Source organism: Pseudomonas sp. MWU12-3103b, assembly GCF_023100615.1.
Classification (GTDB): Bacteria; Pseudomonadota; Gammaproteobacteria; order Pseudomonadales; family Pseudomonadaceae; genus Aquipseudomonas; species Aquipseudomonas putida_A.
Genome location: NZ_JALMEY010000014.1, coordinates 125,464 through 143,082, shown reverse-complemented (window position 1 = coordinate 143,082; position 17,619 = coordinate 125,464). Strand labels below are relative to the sequence as shown.

Genomic DNA, 17,619 nt, shown 5'->3' with positions numbered 1-17,619 from the left:
ACACCCTCGCCCGCCCCTACAATGCGAACAGTTCTTGTTCTCTAACGCATCGATCATGCGCCCGGAGTAATACCCTTGTCGTCCGCCCATCCCGTCGAATCGCTCTACCACGACCACCACAGCTGGCTCACCGGCTGGTTGCGGCGCAGACTCGGCTGCCCGGACAGCGCGGCGGATCTGGCGCAAGACACGTTCATCCGCGTGCTCAGCTCTCGCGAACCCGCAGTGATCATCGAGCCGCGCGCCTTCCTCACCACCCTCGCCAAACGCGTGCTGTTCAATCATTACCGTCGTCAGGATCTGGAACGCGCCTACCTCGACACCCTGGCGCAGATGCCGGAAATGGTTGCGCCATCGGAAGAAGACAAAGCGATCATCCTGCAAACCCTGATCGAGCTGGACCAACTGCTCGATGGCTTACCGCGTCTGGTCAAGCGCGCCTTTTTGCTGGCGCAGGTCGATGGCCTGACTTATCCGCAAATTGCCGCCGAGCTGGGCATCTCCGTAGCCACGGTCAAACGCCATCTGCACAAAGCCGCCCTGCGCTGCTATTTCGCCCTATGAACCGCGTCCCGGATTTCTCTGCGCAAGTGGCCGAACAGGCCGTGCACTGGCTGATGGAAATGCAGCAAGGGTCGTTCTCCCCGCGTCAGCAACAAGCCTGGCAACAATGGCTGGACGCCCACAGCGAACATCGTCGGGCCTGGGAGCACATGCAGCGGGTCAACCAGCGCTTGCGCGGCGTGGCGTCGCCATTGGCCCATGCCGCGTTGAACGGGCAGAAGTCTTCCAGTCGCCGTCAGGCGCTCAAATTGCTGCTGCTTCTCGGTGCCGGTTCAGCCGTCACTTGGGGCATGCGCGAGCACAATCCGCTGCCGACGCTGCTCGCCGATTACCGCAGCCCGCTGGGGGAGCGCCGCAAAGTTACGCTGGGTGCGGGCAGCCAGTTGCAGCTCAACACCGCGAGCGCAGCGGACGTGGACAGCACGCAACGGCTGATTAGTCTGCTGGAGGGCGAGATTCTGCTCAGCACCGTACAAGCGTTCGAAGTGCGCACGGCACAAGGGCTGTTGAGAACCGCTGCTGCCCGGCTCAACGTCCGGCAATTTGCCGATCGTACGCAGGTGGCGCTGTTTGAAGGCCAGGTCGAATTGACCCGCCACGAGCACGCACCGATGTGGCTGCCCGTCGCCCGTCAGCTGAGTTTCAGCGCCACTTCGGTCAGCGAAGCCAAGCCACTGGACGCCAACAGCGGCGCCTGGGCCGACGGTATGCTGGTTGCCGCGCACATGCGCCTGGGCGATTTTCTTGATGAGCTCGGCCGCTACCGTCGCGGCCAGTTGCATTGCGATGCGAAAGTGGCCGACCTGCTGATCTCCGGGACTTATCCACTGGACGACAGCGAGCGGATTCTTGATCTGCTGCAAATCAGTCTGCCGGTGAAAGTGCGGCGCTTTACCCGCTATTGGGTCAGCGTCGAGGCCCGGGTTTAGCAGCAAGATCAAAAGATCGCAGCCTGCGGCAGCTCCTACATTGGCTCGGTGTACATCCTGAAGGAGCTGCCGAAGACTGCGATCTTTTGCTCTCGAAAAATAAATGAGCCGTTTTTCAGATCTGGCGTGACAGAGAAGGAAAGCCCCCTTGATTCAACCTTCTCAGGATCAACCTTCATGCACCCCACCCGTCTCACGCCACTGGCCAGCCGCCTGCGCAACCTCATACTGGGCGCCAGCCTGAGCTTCAGCGCTCTGCCGGCCATGGCCGCCGAAACCAGGGTTTACCACATCGCCCCGGCATCGCTGGAAAACACCCTCAACCAGTTTGGTCGTGAAGCCGGCGTGCTGATTTCCTTCGGCTCGCAGATCACCCGAGGCGTGCAAAGCCGTGGCCTCGAAGGCAGCTACAGCACCGCAGAAGGTCTCGATGCATTGCTCGAAGGCACCGGCCTGCAAGCCCGCGCCGAAGGCAACAATGCCTTCAGCCTGCAACCGGTCGGCGACACGGCGCTGGAGCTGGACACCTCGAAAGTCGTCGGTGACTGGCTCGGTGAAGCGGCGCAGGTCAACGTGTTCGAACACCCCGGCGCCCGCGATGTGATCCGCCGCGAAGACTTCGAACGTCAAGGCGCGACTCAGGCGCGCGACGTGCTCAACCGCATCCCCGGGGTCAATGCCCCGGAAAACAACGGCACCGGCAGCCACGACATGGCGCTGAACTTCGGCATTCGCGGCCTCAATCCGCGCCTGGCCGCGCGCTCGACCGTACTGATGGACGGCATTCCCGTGCCATTCGCACCGTACGGTCAGCCACAGTTGTCGTTCGCGCCGATCAGCATGGGCAACATGGATGCCGTGGACGTGGTGCGTGGCGGCGGCGCCGTGCGTTACGGCCCGCAGAACGTCGGTGGCGTGGTCAACTTCGTGACCCGCGCCATTCCCGACGCGCCGACGGTCAAGGGTGGTTTCCAGACGGAAACCAGTCCGTCGTCGAGCCATGACGGCTTCAAGACCAGCGCCAACCTGCTGGCCGGCGGCACCAACGAAAATGGTCTGGGCGGCGCGCTGCTGTACTCCGGCACCCGTGGCGGTGACTGGCGTGAACACAGCGACAGCGAAATCGACGACCTGATCCTCAAGGGCAAATACCAGCTCGACGAGGCCAACAGCTTCAACGCCATGGCCCAGTATTACGAAGGCAAGGCCGACATGCCCGGCGGCCTCAGCGTTGCCGATTACGACGCCGATCCGTATCAGTCGACGCGCCTGAAAGACCAGTTCTGGGGTCGCCGCACAATGTTCAACTTCGGCTATCGCTATCAGGAAGATCGCCGCGAATTCACCGCCAACACCTTCTTCACCAAGACCCTGCGCAGCGGTTATCTGGATCAGGGCAGTTTCCTCTCGCTGTCACCGCGCGAATATTGGGTGCGCGGTTTCGAAACGCGTTTCGCCCAAGGCTTCGACCTCGGCCCGACCAGCCATGAAGTCGGCGTCGGTTACCGCTTCATCAACGAGGCCGGCCACGAGTTGCGCTATCGCACGCCGATCAGCAGCAACCAATACCCGACTACCGACAGCCGCAACGACCGCGACACCCGCGGTGGAACCGAAGCCAATGCGTTGTTCGTCGACGATCGCATCGACATCGGCAAATGGACCATCACTCCGGGCGTGCGCTACGAGATGATCGAGTCGCAGCAGACCAACAACCTGACCGACGTCAAATACAAGGGCGACTACAACACCGCGCTGCCGGCGCTGAACGTGCTGTATCACCTGAGCGACAGCTGGAATCTGTACGCCAACACCGAAGGTTCGTTCGGCAGCGTGCAATACAGTCAGATGCCCAACCGTGTGAGCAGCGGCGAAGTCAAACCGGAGAAGGCCCGCACCTGGGAACTCGGAACCCGTTATGACAACGGCACCCTGCGCGCGGAAATCGGTGCGTTCCTGATCAACTTCGACAACCAGTACGAAAGCAACCAGACCAACGATTCGGTGATCGCCCGAGGCGAGACCCGCCATCAGGGCATCGAGACCAGCGTCAACTACGCGCTGGATGACTTGAGCCCGGCACTCGCCGGTTTCGATGTGTACGCCACTTATGCCTATGTTGACGCGACCATCCGTGAGGACGGGCCGAACAAGGGCAATCGCGTGCCGTTCTCGTCGAAACACAAAGGCACGATTGGCGTCGGTTATACCGAGGGCCCGTGGAAACTCAACGTCGACAGCAGCTTCCAGAGCGACCAGTTCGCCGACAATGCCAACACCTCCAGGGAAAGCGCCGACGGCAGCACCGGCAAGATCCCCGGTTACATGCTGTTCAGCAGCCGCGCCGGTTATGACTTCGGCCCGCAATTGTCGGATCTGAACGTGGCGGTGGGGGTGAAGAACATTTTCAACACCCAGTATTTCACCCGCTCGTTTGATGACAACAATAAAGGCAAGTACGTGGGTGAACCGCGCACGGTGTACGTGCAAACCTCCCTCGCGTTCTGAGATTGAAAAAACCCTCACCCTAACCCTCTCCCAAGGGAGAGGGGACTGATTGCGGGATGCTTGCGAAGTACGCCGACCTGATTCTGCTTTGCCGAATCCATAGTCGAGTCGGTCTTTCAGGTCGATGTTTCACGTCAGACACCTCGGTCGGCCCCCTCTCCCGGAGGGAGAGGGCTGGGGTGAGGGGCCGCTTTCTGATGCCCTGCGCAAAAAACGCCACAAACAAAAACGGGCCTGCTTGCGCAGGCCCGTTCTCATGGGGTGGCTTGAAAAATCAGCGTATCAACTGTTGATCGCTGCCTGTTCGTTCTCGAGAAATTCTTCCTCCAGCAGTGCATCATTCGCCTTGCTGAATGGCACGATGGCGGCGCGAGGTTTGCCTCGCAGTTTGCCAAACAGGTGCTCCAGCGCGTGTTCCAGTTTTTCGGCTGCACCGTCGATCGCCTGTTCCAGCGAATCGGCTTTGTGGGTGACGGAAATCGGTTGATGGCCTTTTGGCCGCGCTTCCAGTTGGCAGCGCAAGTCATGGGGACCTGGTTTGTCGCCGTTCTCGTCGCTCAGGTGGACTTCGACACGGGTCAGGTCTTCTTCATAACGTTCGAGCGTGCTCTCAATAGTTGTACGTACCCACTCCTCCAGTCGCTTACTGCTTTGAATATGGTTATCGCTGTTGACTTGGATTTGCATAGTTCATCCCTTATTTCAGCTAGCTCGCCAGAGGCCTTGAATTGGATTTCCTGACCTCCTGGTTACAACAATCGGCCCGACCGACGAACATTTCAACCCCTGAAAAAAGATAAATATTCATTCGCAAAAAAAGCCGGACAACCGGGCAAGTCACTGGTAAGGTCGGGAGTTGGGTCGTTTCGCAACCCTGCAAAATCTGCTCACAATTGCCCGTCGTTCAACGGGTGCAAACTGCGGAAAATCCCCGCCTCCTCCACCAGCCAGTCATGCACCGCGCGCACGCCCGGATGGCTCAACGCCCCCGGCGCATACAGCAGCACGTAGCGTTTGTGGTTGGGCACCGACAGGCCGAACGGCACAATCAACGTCCCGCGCTCCAGTTCATCGTTGAGCAACGTGCGCCGGGCAATCGCCACGCCCATACCCGCGATCGCCGCTTCGATGGTCAGGTGATTGCGATTGAACGTGTGCCCACGCCGCACGTCGGCGCCTTCAAAGCCAATCGCGTTCAGATAAAACTCCCATTCCGCATATTCATAACTGCCGCGCCAGGCGGTGATGTCGTGCAACAACGGGAAATGCACCAGATCCGCCGGCCCATGCAGCGGCGGACGCCCACGCAACAGGCTCGGCGCGCACACCGGGAAAATCTGCTCGTCAAGCAAGGCTGTGGATAACAGCCCCGGATAGCTGCCGTCATTCAGGTCAATCGCCAGATCAAAGTCGCCCTCATGCAACGGCACGCTGCTGTCCTCGGCCACCAGCCGTAACTGGATGTCCGGATAGCGCTGTTGCAGACGCGGCAGGCGCGGGGTCAGCCATTTGCTGAGGAACGATGGAATCGAACGCACCCGCAGAATCCCGCTGATCATCCCCGCATCCAGTCGACGCAATTCAGCATCGATGCTGCCATAGGCCTCGTTGACCGTGATGGCCAGTCGCTGGCCTTCCGCACTCAACTCCACACCCCGCGCTCGTCGGTGGAACAGGCGAAAACCCAGTCGCTCTTCCAGTTGGCGAATCTGCTGGCTGACCGCTCCCGGAGTGATGTGCAGCTCTTCCGCACAACGGGTGAACGACAGGTGCCGCGCGGCACAGGAAAACACCTGCAGCCAGACGTAGGTCTGGGCATGCAATTGACGACTCATTGTTTAGTCCTGCTAAAGGCTTACTTAGGAAATTTCGTTAGTCACGTAGGACCGAGGTAGGCAGTATCGCCGACATTGCGCTTGTCCTACAAAAAATGGCAGCGATTCCTACTCCATTGCTTGTAAGGGTTTAGCATGGCTATCAGTGTTTTCGATCTATTCAAAGTCGGCATCGGTCCGTCCAGTTCCCACACCGTCGGCCCGATGCGCGCCGCCGCGACCTTCGCCCAGGCGCTGATCGAGCAACGCTTGCTCAACGATGTGCGTCGCGTGGAAATCCGTTTGTACGGTTCGCTGTCGGCCACCGGTGTCGGCCACGCCACCGACCGCGCGACGGTCATGGGCCTGATGGGCGAATGGCCGGACAGCATCGATCCGGCGACCATCGATCCACGCATCCAGCAACTGCGCGAAAGCGGCCTGTTGCTGCTGGCCGGCCAGAGAGAAATTTCCTTCAACTGGCAGCACGATCTCCTGCTTCTGGACGAAAGCCTGCCCTACCACCCCAACGCCATGTCGCTGACAGCCTTTGGCGAAAGCGCCGAGCTGTTCACGCAAACGTACTACTCGATTGGCGGCGGTTTCATCATCGAAGCGGCGGAAGCCGAGTCCGGTGTGGCGCCGGCCGGCGACGTGGTGTTGCCGTACGATTTTTCCAGCGCCGCCGAACTGCTGAGCCTGTGCAAGCAGCACAACTTGCGCGTGTCGGAGCTGATGATGGCCAACGAACGGGCCTGGCGCAGCGACGCTGAAATCCGTAACGGCCTGCTGCACATCTGGTCGGTGATGCGCGAGTGTGTCGAACAGGGTCTGCGCCACGAAGGCATCCTGCCCGGTGGGCTGAACGTGCCGCGCCGCGCGGCGAAATTGCACCGCAGCCTGCTGGAAATCGGCAAGCCGAATGTCATCAGTTCGACGCTGTCGGCGATGGAGTGGGTCAACCTGTTCGCCCTCGCCGTCAACGAAGAGAACGCTGCCGGCGGGCGCATGGTGACCGCGCCGACCAATGGCGCGGCCGGGATCATTCCGGCCGTTCTGCACTACTACATAAAATTCAATCCGGACGCGTCTGACGATGACGTCGTCGCTTTCTTCATGGGCGCCGCCGCCGTCGGCATTCTGTGTAAGAAAAATGCCTCGATCTCCGGCGCCGAAGTCGGCTGCCAGGGCGAAGTCGGTTCGGCCTGCGCCATGGCCGCGGCGGGCCTCGCTGAAGTGCTCGGCGCAACCCCGGAGCAACTGGAAAACGCCGCTGAAATCGGCCTGGAACACAACCTCGGCCTGACCTGCGACCCGGTCGGCGGCCTGGTGCAGGTGCCGTGTATCGAACGCAACGCCATCGCCGCCGTGAAGGCGATCAACGCCACGCAAATGGCCCTGCGCGGCGACGGCAAACACTTCATTTCCCTCGACCGGGTAATCCGCACCATGCGCGATACCGGCGCCGACATGCACGACAAATACAAAGAGACTTCACGGGGCGGCCTGGCCGTGAACTGGGTGGAATGCTGACGCGCATTGCCTGACCGTCCCGGCGGGCCGCAACTTGCGGCCCGCCAACCGTGAGCCCGAGCAAAAATAATAACGAGGCAAAAACGATGACCGATGTACGTACACCTGCTGCCGAAAATCCCGCTGTAGATCGCACACGTAACACCGAAATAGCCCACAAGGGCTGGAGCAAATCCGACACCACCTGGATGCTCGGTCTGTATGGCACCGCCATCGGTGCCGGCACTTTGTTTCTGCCGATCAACGCCGGCGTCGGCGGTTTCTGGCCGTTGCTGATTCTGGCGTTGCTGGCGTTCCCGATGACCTTTTTCGCCCACCGGGGCCTGACCCGCTTCGTCTTGTCCGGGCGTTCGGGCGACATCACCGAAGTCGTTGAAGAACACTTCGGCATCGGTGCCGGCAAGCTGATCACCCTGCTGTACTTCTTCGCGATCTTCCCGATCCTGCTGGTGTACAGCGTTGCACTGACCAACACCCTGAGCAGTTTTCTCGAACACCAATTGCACATCGCCCCGCCACCCCGGGCAATCCTGTCGCTGGTGCTGATCCTTGGCCTGATGGCGATCGTGCGCTGCGGGCAGAACGTGATCGTCAAAGCCATGAGCGTGCTGGTCTATCCGTTCGTCGCCGCGCTGCTGTTGCTCGGCCTGAGCCTTATCCCCAACTGGAACGGCGCGTTCTTCGCCAGCGCCAAGGAAGCGATGCCGCTGTCGACGTTCCTCAAGACCCTGTGGCTGGCGATCCCGGTGATGGTGTTCTCGTTCAACCACTCGCCGATCATCTCCGCCTTCGCGGTTGACCAGAAGCAGCGCTACGGCGCCGAGGCCGAACGCAAGAGCAGCGGCATCCTCGCCATGGCCCACGGGATGATGGTGGTGACGGTGATGTTCTTCTGCTTCAGCTGCGTACTGGCGCTGTCGCCGGCCGATCTGGCAGCAGCGAAGGCGCAGAACATTTCGATCCTGTCGTACCTCGCCAACCACTTCCAGACCCCGGTCATCGCTTACGCCGCGCCGCTGATCGCGCTGGTGGCGATCACCAAATCCTTCCTCGGCCACTACATCGGCGCCAGCGAAGGCTTTCAGGGCATGATCGTCAAGAGCCTGCGCGGTCGTGGCAAGGTGATGTCGGCGAGCTGGCTGAACCGTGCGACCGCGCTGTTCATGATCCTCAGCTGCTGGGCCGTGGCGACGTTCAACCCGAGCATCCTCGGCATGATCGAAACCCTCGGCGGGCCAGTGATTGCCTGCCTGTTGTTCCTGATGCCGATGTACGCCATCCGCCGTGTGCCAGCCTTGCGCCAGTACTCGGGACAGGCGTCCAACGTGTTCGTGGTGCTGATCGGCCTGATTGCACTGTCGGCGATCATCTACTCGGTTCTGCCCTGAAACGGGCCACAAATGACAAAGGCGAGCCATGGGCTCGCCTTTTTTATGCCGTATCCATTGTCCAACAATTTTCCCGGCACAGCCCTTGCTATGACCTGTGCAGGAGCTGTGTAGGAGCTGTCGAGTGCAACGAGGCTGCGATCTTTTGATCTTCATGACCGAAGTCAAAACAGCGCAGATCAAAAGATCGCAGCCTTCGGCAGCTCCTACAAAACGCAACAACACAGGCCACGGAATCGCCGATGATCAGGTATTGCGAACCAACCCGATCACGGCCGGTCAACAACTGCACGTTCAATCAGGCGGTGACGCATCATGGACAACCCTTTTCAGATCATTACCGATGCCTTCGCGCCGGACTATCAGATCAACCTGAGCATTCAGGGGCTGGACGGCAGCATCATGCTGACCCTGTCGAACAGCGGCCGAATCGTCGCCAAACGGATGATCAGCGCCGAACAGCGCAACGATCCGGTACGGCTCAAGCGGCTGGTGCAAAGCATTCAGTTCGGCATCGCCATCGAACAGGGCCACAGCGCCATGGCGATCCTTGAAGCGATGACCAGCGGTGACGGGCTGCCTCCGCCACCGCAGCAGAGCAACGGCCAGCCTCGGTCGTCGATGGGGCTTTAAAGCTCGCCCTTCTCGATCTCGGGGTGTTCACCGGAGCCGGCGCCGAGCTTGCGTTGCGGTTTTTCGATCTTCACCGACGGAAATTGCGACGAGGCGTAACGCACCACCAGGATCGAGAACGCCAGCAGCAGAATGCCGCCGCACAGGTAGATGATGCCCATGTCCGGCGGGTTGTGGTGCGAGACGTTGGAGATCAGCAGGCGGGTCAGCGCAGTGATCGCCACGTAGATCAGGAAGCGCACCGGCATGTGGTTGGTCTTGAAGTAAATCCCGACCATCGCCCCCAGTTCCAGATAGATGAACAGCAACAGAATGTCATCAATCTTGATGTGGCCTTCTTCGAGCATGCCGAGAAATTCCATCACCGCCGCCCATGCGGTCACCGCACCAATGGCGAACAGCGCCAGGTAATGGAAGGTCTCGACGAACAGGTTGCCCAGGGACTCGGCCAGTTGATGCACGTTTTGCCGCAGTTTCTCGGCCCAGTTGATTTTCACGATGATGTTCCTTAGCCCGATGCGAGCGGATGATGCCGGTTGGACGTGACGGTTTTCCGTATGCGCTATGCGCCATGCAGAAACGAGGCCACGCATCATGGCGAGCCGGCATGAAACCTGCGCCGTGGCGTTTGGTCGCACCGTTGAACAGGCACCGTCGTCAGGAATGTTTGTGACGCTATAACTGAAGTTTCTTGATGAATTCGTTACGCTTGAAAAGGCATTAGCTTATAAATGAAATATTATTAATCGGGAAAATCTGTGAACTCGCGCACAAACACTCCGGTTATTCACCAGTTAGTTATCCAACAAATTATCAGGGTAATTATTTCCACAGCAGGCCCATCAGCGAAGCTTTAACTGCAGCGGCGATCTTGTTTTGGCAACCGAGTTTTTTCAGGCAATGGTTAATATGGAAGTTTACTGTCCTTTTGCTGATACCGAGGATCACCGAAACATCGTCCGATGACTTTCCGTCAGCGGTCCATTGCAGGATTTCCTTTTCTCTCTGCGACAGTTCTATCGGCACCGGGAGCACCGAATCGGCGCCGCGCATCTGCAGGCGCGTCAGCCCCAGGTGAGTAATCTGGGCCAGCCAGGACAGCTGCGCCTGTTTGGTTTCGAGTTCCTGCGCGGTGATCGTCCCGCCGCCCCGGGCAAAGGTCACCAGCCCTTGAGCTTCGCTGTTGAGCAGCGTCTGCCCCCAGCCCTCCGAGAGCCCGTGAGCCTGCGCATCCTGCCAGAATTCGGGCATCTGAGCCTTGAGTTCAGCGTCCCACAGCACCGGTTTCACGCTGCGCATTGCGCGCTGGACGTAAGGATCGATGTCCAGGTAACGATTGGCGGAATAGGCAGCTTGCCAGGCGGGCGAATAATTATTGGCGAGAAAAAGACAGGGTTTGGTGATGGGGAAAAGCCGGCGTGACCCGTAAGCCACATAATCAAACTCCAACTGCCTGGCGACGGTCTTGATACTGTCGAACAACAACTCGACATCCGTTGCAGACATGGCGTTTTCCAACAGTTCAGCCTGCCAATATGACATAGAGATTCCTTTCCCACAGTTAATGCTGTCGGCCTCTTGCCAACATGCCTAGCATATTTCCAAATGTTTCCGCTAGCTGTCAAGGGTGACAGGTAGTATGCGAGCGCAGTGTGCACTTTAATCGCCACCCAACCAATCACTAAACGGAATCTGTGATGGATTACTTGTCAGGACGTTATGACGAGTTGACGACACTAAAGCGTCAACGCTTGGCTCAATATCGCTATCAGGTGTTCGTCGAACGCCTCGGCTGGCAATTATCCACGCCGGACGATTTCGAATTCGACCAATTTGATCACAGCGGCACCCACTACATCGTCGCCGAAGAACACGACGGCAACATCAAGGGATGCGCCCGCCTGCTGCCCACCACCCAGCCGTATCTGCTGAGTGAAGTATTCACTTCGTTGCTCGGCGACAAGCCTGCCCCGTGCGGCGATGACATCTGGGAGCTGTCGCGCTTCACCTCACTGGACCTCGATGCCGAGGGCGGCAAAAACGAACAGATGATGTCCGACGAAAACACCGTCGGCCTGTTCATGGCCACGCTGGAGTACGCCCGAACCTGCGGCGTTTCACATCTGGTGTCAGTGTCCCCGGTTGCCATCGGACGCCTGCTCAGACGTGGCGGCATCGACTACAAATGGCTGGCGCCGCTGCAGGTTCTGGACAACCGAACCCTGGGCGCCTGCTACATCACGGTGCAGTAACCCTGCCCGACACTCGATAACAAGAAAACAAGAAAACAAGAAAACACATCAACTGAAGCTGCTGACACGCGTCGAGCAGCACCTTTCGGTGTGGGTCGATTTCACGCCATGGATAGCAACTGCCTTACAACCAACGTTCAACACAGAGGGATGATCATGATCGACATGCACAGGAAAGTTGCTAAAGACATCGTCCACAAGGGCCACGATGACGACGTGCTGATTTACGACGCTCACCACTTGCTGCCGGCCTGGCTGCCGGCCGCCATCGTGCAACGGGCGAACCTTGATCCAATGGATCTGGAGATCGTCAATCAGGCCTATCGGCTCGACAGCGAGCGTCTGGTGCTGCGCTCGCTGCCAACCATCATTGACCTGGAAGAGCTCGAACAGGCAGGCCTGTCGGACTGTCTGCCGGAACTGCTGACGAATTACGAAAAGGCCACCGACCACCTGATCCTCAGCGGCATCTGGGTGCTGGAAAGCACCGAGGCCAAACTGGCTCGACTGCCCGGTTGCGGCAACGGCCTGAGCCTCGATCAGCGCCGGCAGGTACATGATGTCCTGAAAAACCTGGACGGCTGCCCGCAGCAGGGTCTGCTCTATTTCACCCTGTTCAACGACACCGCCAATTACTTTTTCTACCGCAAGCACCACGAGCACGTGCCCGGCCTGATGCTGATCGAAGCGGCACGCCAGGCGATGTACGCGCAGTTCTACGAGCACAGCGGTTATGCCCGCGGTGAGGTGTCGATTTCCATCGTTGATCTGCTGTCGAGTTTTCCCCGTTACACCGAGTCTTCGTTTCAGGTGGATGTGCTGGTTGGCGACTACGAAGGCATGGCCCAGCCGCGGGCGCGCAAGGTCGACAAGCGTGCGCGATTCTTCCAGCGTGGCGAGCTGGTGGCCGACATTCGCCTGCACGGTGAAGTGATCAAGATGCCGGTGTTCAAGCGCATGCGCAATATCAACATCGACCCCGCCTGCTGGTTCCGTCCGCTCAAGGGCATACGCCATGAAGTGCTGGTGCGCCTGGATTCAGGTCGTCACCTCTCCGCCCGCCTTGAGCTGCTGTCGATGGCCGGCCTGCAAGTGCAATGCGACAGCCCGCTCGAGGCTTCCGAGCGCGGACACGTCTACCTGTACCTGGAAAACGAAGGGATGATCAGCCTGCCGTTGCAATCGCTGCACGCCAGCGACGCGACAAAGGCCGGCACGCTCAAACTGCACCTGGCAGAGCTGGATTCGCCGTTGCGCTTCAAGTGGCGCGAAGTGCTCAAACAGTTCGCTTACTTCTCCCACGAAGAAACCGCCCCGGTTCCGGCGCCCGTCCTCGGCCAACCGTTGTGGATGACCTTCGACCAAGCTTCGGCGATGCCCGAACAAAGGAAGGAAGCATGATGCCGCGCTATCCCCACGTGCTGGAGCCCCTGCGGCTGGCCGGCGGGCTGGAGTTGCGCAATCGGCTGTTCTTCGCGTCGATGGGCGTGGACCTGGCCGATCACAGCGGGTGCGTGACGCCCGCCATGATCGAGTTCTATCAGGGCATCATGGAGGGCGGTTGCTCCATGACGTTTCTGTGCAACGCCACGGTCTCGCCGCAATCGCGTCTGCAGAGCACCGGGCTCGGTCTGTTCGAACAGCAGCAGGGCGAATCGCTCAAGGCGATGTTCGCGATGGCCGAGCAGGTCAAAACGCCGGTGGGTGTGCAACTGCAGCATTACGGCGGTCAGGGCACCACCACCCACACCGGCGTTGCCGTGCTGACCCCGAGCGGCGTGCCCTGCCCGCGCGTGTCGAAACTTGATCCGGATTATCGCGTGCGGATCATGGACGAAAGCGACATCGCCCTGGTGATCGAGCAGTTCGCCCACTCCGCCTGGCTGGCCTGGACCAACGGCGCGCGTCTGGTGCAGTTGCAGGCGTCCAACGGCTACCTGCTGAGCAGTTTTCTTTCGCCGCACACCAACAAGCGCACTGACCGATATGGCGGCAGCGAAGAGAACCGTGCGCGACTGTTGCTCGACGTGGTCAAGGCCATCCGCGAGCGCACCCAGGGCCAACTGATCGTCACTATTCGTCTGGGCATCGACGACCGTCTGGGCGCTGAAGGGCTGCAATATCCGGACCTCAAGGAAACCGTGCAGGCGCTCTGTCAGGCCGGCGTTGCCGCGCTGGAATGTTCGATGTGCATGGGCGCGACTTTCGGCCAGTTGATTGTGCATTCGGAGACCATGGACCACTACCTGCAAGCCGGAGTGCGGGCGATCAAGTCGGTGTCGACAGTGCCGGTGGGTTACGCCGGTTTCATCGACGGTCTGGACAAGGCCGAGCAGTTGCTCGCCGACGGCGTATGCGATTGGGTGGGGATGTCGCGGGCGCTTTTTGCCGACAACGACCTGATCAATAAAACCCTGCAGGGCCGCTCCGCCGACATCCACAAATGTCGATGGGACAGCCAGTGCTTCAGTGACAAAAGCAATCCGCGACTGGATCGGGTGTATTGCTGCGTAAACCCGAAATATTTACGCCCCGCGTTGGCATAAGGAGATGCGACATATGTACGATTTTCTGGGAAAAGTCTGCCTGGTCACCGGCGGCACCAGTGGCATTGGCGAAACCGTCAGCGAACGCCTGATCAAGGCTGGCGCCGATGTGATCGTGTTCGGCCGGGACGAGGAAAAAGGCGCGGCGCTGGCCGATCGGCTGGGTGAACACTGCCGCTTTATCGCCTGCGATGTCGGTGATCCGGAGCAGGTCGAGCAGGCGTTCGCGACCATTCGTTCGGCCTACGGCCGCCTCGATTGCGCGTTCAACAATGCCGGCGTGACTGCCAAGTACGGAGCACTCGCGCAATCGTGCCCGGAGGACTGGATGAAGGTGATGAACATCAACGTCAACGGCACCTACCACTGCATGCGCCATGAACTGCAACTGATGCTCACCCGCGGCACCGGGGCCATCGTCAATACCTCGTCCTGCGCCGGCGTGGTACCGATTGGCGGCCAGGTAGCCTATGTCGCCAGCAAGCAGGCGATCAACGGCATGACCCAGGTGGCGTCGATCGAGAATGCGCGACTGGAAGACGGCGGCTGCATTCGCGTCAATGCGGTCGCCCCGGGGCCGATCCTCGGCGGCATGAACAACGAGGCACGCCTGAAAGCCGCACCGGAAAACACCCAGCGCAAAATCAACGTGACGTCGATGAAGCGCTTCGGCACGGCGGACGAAGTGGCCAACGCGGTGCTCTGGCTGCTCAGCGATCAATCCGCATACGTCACGGGTGTGATCATGCCTATCGATGGTGGTTACGCCAGCGGCAAGTTCTGAAATCAAAAAAACCAACGACCCGCCGTGTGCGGGTCGTTTTGTTTGAGGCGCGTGCATCAGGAAAAATGCCGAATCCGGTCTACATTGAAAAGCCACTACCCAAAGCGCAGGGATTCGCTTATCCTTTCGCTGTATATAAATACAGTAGTCGCTAAGACAACTAAATGTGAAGGCATGTGAGGTGGTGAATGGCCGTCGAAGTGGTATACCGCAGCAGCCGAGATCTGGAGCGCTTGTTCATGGATAAAGCCGAAGCTGACCGTCATGACAAAATGCTCGAACTGGCCGAGATGCTGTCCGAAGTGTTGCAAAAAGCCGTGCCGTCGCTGAACGAGCAACAGGTTGAAGAAGTCGGGATCTACATGGCGAAGAACCGCGATGTGTTCGCCAAGGCCTTCAAGAGCCAGCCTGATGCGCTGTCGGAGCTGATCAATGCACCGGCAGAAGTAGTCGAAAAAGACGCAGCGGCTGAGCCGGAAGAAGCTCCAGTGAAGCCGGTTAAAGCGGCGAAAGCTGCCAAGTAACCACGTTTGAATCGAAAAGATCGCAGCCTGCGGCAGCTCCTACAGGGAATACGCATTCCATATGTAGGAGCTGGCGCAGGCTGCGATCTTTTGCTTTTCAGCGATATAGGACTTTCTCTGCCAACTCATCCGCTACCCGCGCTGGCGAACGCTTCTCGGCCTGCGCATGGGCAAACACTTCGGTCAGCCGCGAACTGATCTTCGACAGGTGCGCAGTAATTGTCCCCAGCTCTTCGCCGCGATGCTTGAGCGAGACATAAATCAACCCGCCCGCGTTGATCACATAATCCGGCGCATACAGAATCCCGCGCCGCTCCAGTTGATCGGCCACGTCCAGATGCGTCAGTTGATTGTTCGCCGAACCGGCCACCGCCGAGCAGCGCAATTGCGTCACCGTGTGACTGTTGAGCACCCCGCCGAGGCCGCACGGCGCAAGGATGTCGCAGGGTGTGCTGAGCAAGGCGTCGTTGGCGATCGGATGCGCGTTGAGCTGTTCCATCGCCAGTTGCACCTTGCCGTGGTCGATGTCGCTGACCAGCAATTCGGCGCCTGCCGCGTGTAGCTGCTCGGCCAGTGCATAACCGACGTTGCCCAAGCCCTGAATCGCCACGCGCAAGCCTTCAAGATTGTCGCTGCCCAGCCGCGCCATGGCGGTGGCGCGAATCCCTGTGAACACGCCCATCGCCGCATGCGGCGCCGGGTCGCCGGCCGAGGTGGTGCTGGTGACGTGCTGGGTCTGCTGGGCAATGCAATCCATGTCCGCCACCGAAGTGCCGCTGTCGATGGCGGTGATGTAGCGACCGTCGAGCTGCTCGATGCAGCGGCCAAACGCTTCGAACAACGCAGCGCGGTTTTCCACATGCGCCGGGCGCACAATCACCGCCACCCCGCCGCCCTGATCGAGCCCGGCCAGTGCCGCCTTGTAGCTCATGCCCTGCGCGAGGCGTATGGCATCCTCGACTGCGGATTCGTCGTTGGGATAGGCAAGATAACGGCAACCGCCCAGGGCAGGCCCGAGGCGACTGTTATGAATGGCAATGACCGCCTTCAACCCGGTGACCGGGTCAACGCTGAGGTGCAGCGATTCCAGGCGAGTGCTTTGCATGAGAGCGAACATCGGCAGGCTCCCGAATCACTTCTGGTAGACGCCAGTATAGGCTTGCGCCCAAAAATTGCTGAAGCGCACCGGAATAAGCGCCCGCTTCGACGGCGACTTTGCGGCATAACCTGGCCGGTACTGGACGAATGGCGCGGACGGGGCTAAAACGAGGCATTCCCCGGAGATTTCGATGAGTCCGCGCCAACGCTTTTTCGAGTGCCTGCACCGTTCACCGCCCGCGCTGTTCGAAGCGGCGCTGTGGATGGCTGCCGAGCACGAAAAAGGCCTCGATGTAGAAGCGCTGCAGCAGGACTTCAAGGAGCTGCAACAGCGCGTCAGCTACGGCTTGCCGATGCTGCCAGTCAGCGAACTGGCGCAACCGTTGCTGCGGCGGTTGAATGATCTGGGCTTCTCTCAGGACGATTTTCTGCCGCTACGCCCACAGGTCGCGTTGTTGCACAAAGTGTTGCAGACCCGCCGCGGCCAGCCGCTGACCCTGTCCCTGATTGCTCTGGAACTGGCCCGTGGTCTGGAGATTCCGCTGGTCGGGGTGAACTTCCCCGGGCATTTCCTGCTGCGGGTACCCGGTGCTGATCACCTGCTGGATCCCTGCGGTGGTCGGCGGCTGTACCCCAATGACTGTCGCGAGTTGTTGCAACGTCAGTACGGCGCGCACCTCAAACTCAACGCCGACCATCTGGCCACCGCCAGCCCAGAGCAGATGCTCCAGCGCCTGTCACGCAACCTGCGGCAGTTGCATCTGGCGCATGAGGATTACATTGCCGCGCTGATCGATGCCGAACGCGTGCTGGAACTGGGCGGTGCCAGCGCCGCCGATTATCTGGCCCGCGCCAGCCTGTATCAACGGCTCGACTGTCCGAACGCCGAGCGCTTCGATCTGGAACATGCGCTGCTGCTCAGTGATGATCCGATCCAGCGCCTGCGCCTGACTGAGCGGCTTGGGCACTTGCCACCGAATTCAGTCGTCCACTAATCCCTGTGTGGGAGCGAGCTTGCTCGCAAAGCGTGGTGTCAGCGATGAATG

The 17,619-nt window shown here is 59.9% G+C and carries 16 protein-coding genes and 1 pseudogene; 12 read left to right on the top strand and 5 right to left on the bottom strand.

From position 1 onward, the window contains the following. Positions 1–75: 75 nt before the first annotated feature. From M0808_RS21280 to fecA, 3 genes are all read left to right on the top strand, one after another. On the top strand, positions 76–564 hold the full coding sequence (locus tag M0808_RS21280; protein WP_204896164.1) for a sigma-70 family RNA polymerase sigma factor: 489 nt from the start codon (positions 76–78) through the stop codon (positions 562–564). Beyond that, positions 561–1,493, top strand: a complete 933-nt coding sequence (locus M0808_RS21275) for a FecR family protein (RefSeq protein ID WP_247842340.1) — start codon at positions 561–563, stop codon at positions 1,491–1,493. Before M0808_RS21280 ends, M0808_RS21275 begins: the two co-directional genes overlap by 4 nt. A 177-nt stretch (positions 1,494–1,670) precedes the next feature. Further along, the gene (fecA, locus tag M0808_RS21270; RefSeq protein ID WP_247842339.1) at positions 1,671–4,001 is read left to right on the top strand and encodes a TonB-dependent Fe(3+) dicitrate receptor FecA; all 2,331 of its coding nucleotides are present in this window, start codon (positions 1,671–1,673) and stop codon (positions 3,999–4,001) included. Between the two features lie 282 nt (positions 4,002–4,283). Here fecA and M0808_RS21265 read toward each other — a convergent pair whose 3' ends face one another. Further along, entirely contained in the window at positions 4,284–4,688 is a 405-nt protein-coding gene (locus tag M0808_RS21265) for an HPF/RaiA family ribosome-associated protein (protein ID WP_027610895.1), read from the bottom strand. A 200-nt stretch (positions 4,689–4,888) separates the two neighbouring features. Next, the gene (locus tag M0808_RS21260) at positions 4,889–5,836 is read right to left on the bottom strand and encodes a LysR substrate-binding domain-containing protein (protein ID WP_007914183.1); all 948 of its coding nucleotides are present in this window, start codon (positions 5,834–5,836) and stop codon (positions 4,889–4,891) included. Between the two features lie 135 nt (positions 5,837–5,971). On the opposite strand from M0808_RS21260, the gene M0808_RS21255 reads away from it, so the two are divergent. The 3 genes from M0808_RS21255 to M0808_RS21245 all read left to right on the top strand — a co-directional run bounded on the left by M0808_RS21255 (position 5,972) and on the right by M0808_RS21245 (position 9,369). After that, positions 5,972–7,348, top strand: coding sequence for an L-serine ammonia-lyase (locus tag M0808_RS21255; protein WP_247842338.1), 1,377 nt, complete (start codon positions 5,972–5,974; stop codon positions 7,346–7,348). An 86-nt stretch (positions 7,349–7,434) separates the two neighbouring features. Then, positions 7,435–8,736 (top strand): HAAAP family serine/threonine permease, encoded by a 1,302-nt coding sequence (locus M0808_RS21250; protein ID WP_115988185.1) that lies wholly within the window; start codon positions 7,435–7,437, stop codon positions 8,734–8,736. A gap of 315 nt (positions 8,737–9,051) precedes the next feature. Continuing rightward, positions 9,052–9,369 carry a DUF3509 domain-containing protein gene (locus M0808_RS21245; protein ID WP_247842337.1) on the top strand — a complete coding sequence of 106 codons (318 nt, stop codon included), beginning with the start codon at positions 9,052–9,054 and terminating at the stop codon, positions 9,367–9,369. Here M0808_RS21245 and M0808_RS21240 read toward each other — a convergent pair. Beyond that, on the bottom strand, positions 9,366–9,866 hold the full coding sequence (locus M0808_RS21240; protein WP_003221775.1) for a phosphate-starvation-inducible PsiE family protein: 501 nt from the start codon (positions 9,864–9,866) through the stop codon (positions 9,366–9,368). The two genes, M0808_RS21245 and M0808_RS21240, sit on opposite strands and share 4 nt — an antisense overlap. A 325-nt stretch (positions 9,867–10,191) precedes the next feature. Then, a complete protein-coding gene (locus tag M0808_RS21235; RefSeq protein WP_183785872.1) occupies positions 10,192–10,911 on the bottom strand; it encodes an autoinducer binding domain-containing protein in 720 nt (239 codons plus the stop codon). A 155-nt stretch (positions 10,912–11,066) separates the two neighbouring features. Between M0808_RS21235 and M0808_RS21230 the strand changes: the two genes are divergently transcribed. From M0808_RS21230 to M0808_RS21210, 5 genes and pseudogenes are all read left to right on the top strand, one after another. Beyond that, the gene (locus M0808_RS21230; RefSeq protein ID WP_027610891.1) at positions 11,067–11,621 is read left to right on the top strand and encodes an acyl-homoserine-lactone synthase; all 555 of its coding nucleotides are present in this window, start codon (positions 11,067–11,069) and stop codon (positions 11,619–11,621) included. A 156-nt stretch (positions 11,622–11,777) separates the two neighbouring features. Beyond that, positions 11,778–13,022 (top strand): AfsA-related hotdog domain-containing protein, encoded by a 1,245-nt coding sequence (locus tag M0808_RS21225; RefSeq protein ID WP_027610890.1) that lies wholly within the window; start codon positions 11,778–11,780, stop codon positions 13,020–13,022. After that, complete coding sequence (locus M0808_RS21220) at positions 13,019–14,167, top strand: NADH:flavin oxidoreductase (RefSeq protein WP_247842336.1); 1,149 nt, start codon at positions 13,019–13,021, stop codon at positions 14,165–14,167. Before M0808_RS21225 ends, M0808_RS21220 begins: the two co-directional genes overlap by 4 nt. Positions 14,168–14,180: 13 nt before the next feature. Continuing rightward, on the top strand, positions 14,181–14,951 hold the full coding sequence (locus M0808_RS21215) for an SDR family NAD(P)-dependent oxidoreductase (RefSeq protein ID WP_247842335.1): 771 nt from the start codon (positions 14,181–14,183) through the stop codon (positions 14,949–14,951). Between the two features lie 188 nt (positions 14,952–15,139). Continuing rightward, positions 15,140–15,379, top strand: a pseudogene (locus M0808_RS21210) (YebG family protein); the annotation flags it as partial. A 193-nt stretch (positions 15,380–15,572) separates the two neighbouring features. On the opposite strand, the gene M0808_RS21205 reads toward M0808_RS21210, so the two are convergent. Then, the gene (locus M0808_RS21205; RefSeq protein ID WP_047597781.1) at positions 15,573–16,592 is read right to left on the bottom strand and encodes a Glu/Leu/Phe/Val dehydrogenase dimerization domain-containing protein; all 1,020 of its coding nucleotides are present in this window, start codon (positions 16,590–16,592) and stop codon (positions 15,573–15,575) included. A 172-nt stretch (positions 16,593–16,764) separates the two neighbouring features. Here M0808_RS21205 and M0808_RS21200 point away from each other — a divergent pair, with 172 nt between their 5' ends. Further along, entirely contained in the window at positions 16,765–17,568 is an 804-nt protein-coding gene (locus tag M0808_RS21200; protein WP_027610885.1) for a transglutaminase family protein, read from the top strand. Positions 17,569–17,619: the final 51 nt, after the last annotated feature.

Excerpts from the sequence above, each read along its gene's own strand:
- M0808_RS21225 (WP_027610890.1), top strand. The coding sequence starts at position 11,778 with ATGATCGACATGCACAGGAAAGTTGCTAAAGACATCGTCCACAAGGGC.
- M0808_RS21205 (WP_047597781.1), bottom strand. The coding sequence starts at position 16,592 with ATGTTCGCTCTCATGCAAAGCACTCGCCTGGAATCGCTGCACCTCAGC.
- M0808_RS21200 (WP_027610885.1), top strand. The coding sequence starts at position 16,765 with ATGAGTCCGCGCCAACGCTTTTTCGAGTGCCTGCACCGTTCACCGCCC.
- M0808_RS21235 (WP_183785872.1), bottom strand. The coding sequence starts at position 10,911 with ATGTCATATTGGCAGGCTGAACTGTTGGAAAACGCCATGTCTGCAACG.
- M0808_RS21250 (WP_115988185.1), top strand. The coding sequence starts at position 7,435 with ATGACCGATGTACGTACACCTGCTGCCGAAAATCCCGCTGTAGATCGC.
- M0808_RS21215 (WP_247842335.1), top strand. The coding sequence starts at position 14,181 with ATGTACGATTTTCTGGGAAAAGTCTGCCTGGTCACCGGCGGCACCAGT.
- M0808_RS21265 (WP_027610895.1), bottom strand. The coding sequence starts at position 4,688 with ATGCAAATCCAAGTCAACAGCGATAACCATATTCAAAGCAGTAAGCGA.
- M0808_RS21255 (WP_247842338.1), top strand. The coding sequence starts at position 5,972 with ATGGCTATCAGTGTTTTCGATCTATTCAAAGTCGGCATCGGTCCGTCC.
- M0808_RS21220 (WP_247842336.1), top strand. The coding sequence starts at position 13,019 with ATGATGCCGCGCTATCCCCACGTGCTGGAGCCCCTGCGGCTGGCCGGC.
- fecA (WP_247842339.1), top strand. The coding sequence starts at position 1,671 with ATGCACCCCACCCGTCTCACGCCACTGGCCAGCCGCCTGCGCAACCTC.
- M0808_RS21230 (WP_027610891.1), top strand. The coding sequence starts at position 11,067 with ATGGATTACTTGTCAGGACGTTATGACGAGTTGACGACACTAAAGCGT.
- M0808_RS21245 (WP_247842337.1), top strand. The coding sequence starts at position 9,052 with ATGGACAACCCTTTTCAGATCATTACCGATGCCTTCGCGCCGGACTAT.
- M0808_RS21260 (WP_007914183.1), bottom strand. The coding sequence starts at position 5,836 with ATGAGTCGTCAATTGCATGCCCAGACCTACGTCTGGCTGCAGGTGTTT.
- M0808_RS21275 (WP_247842340.1), top strand. The coding sequence starts at position 561 with ATGAACCGCGTCCCGGATTTCTCTGCGCAAGTGGCCGAACAGGCCGTG.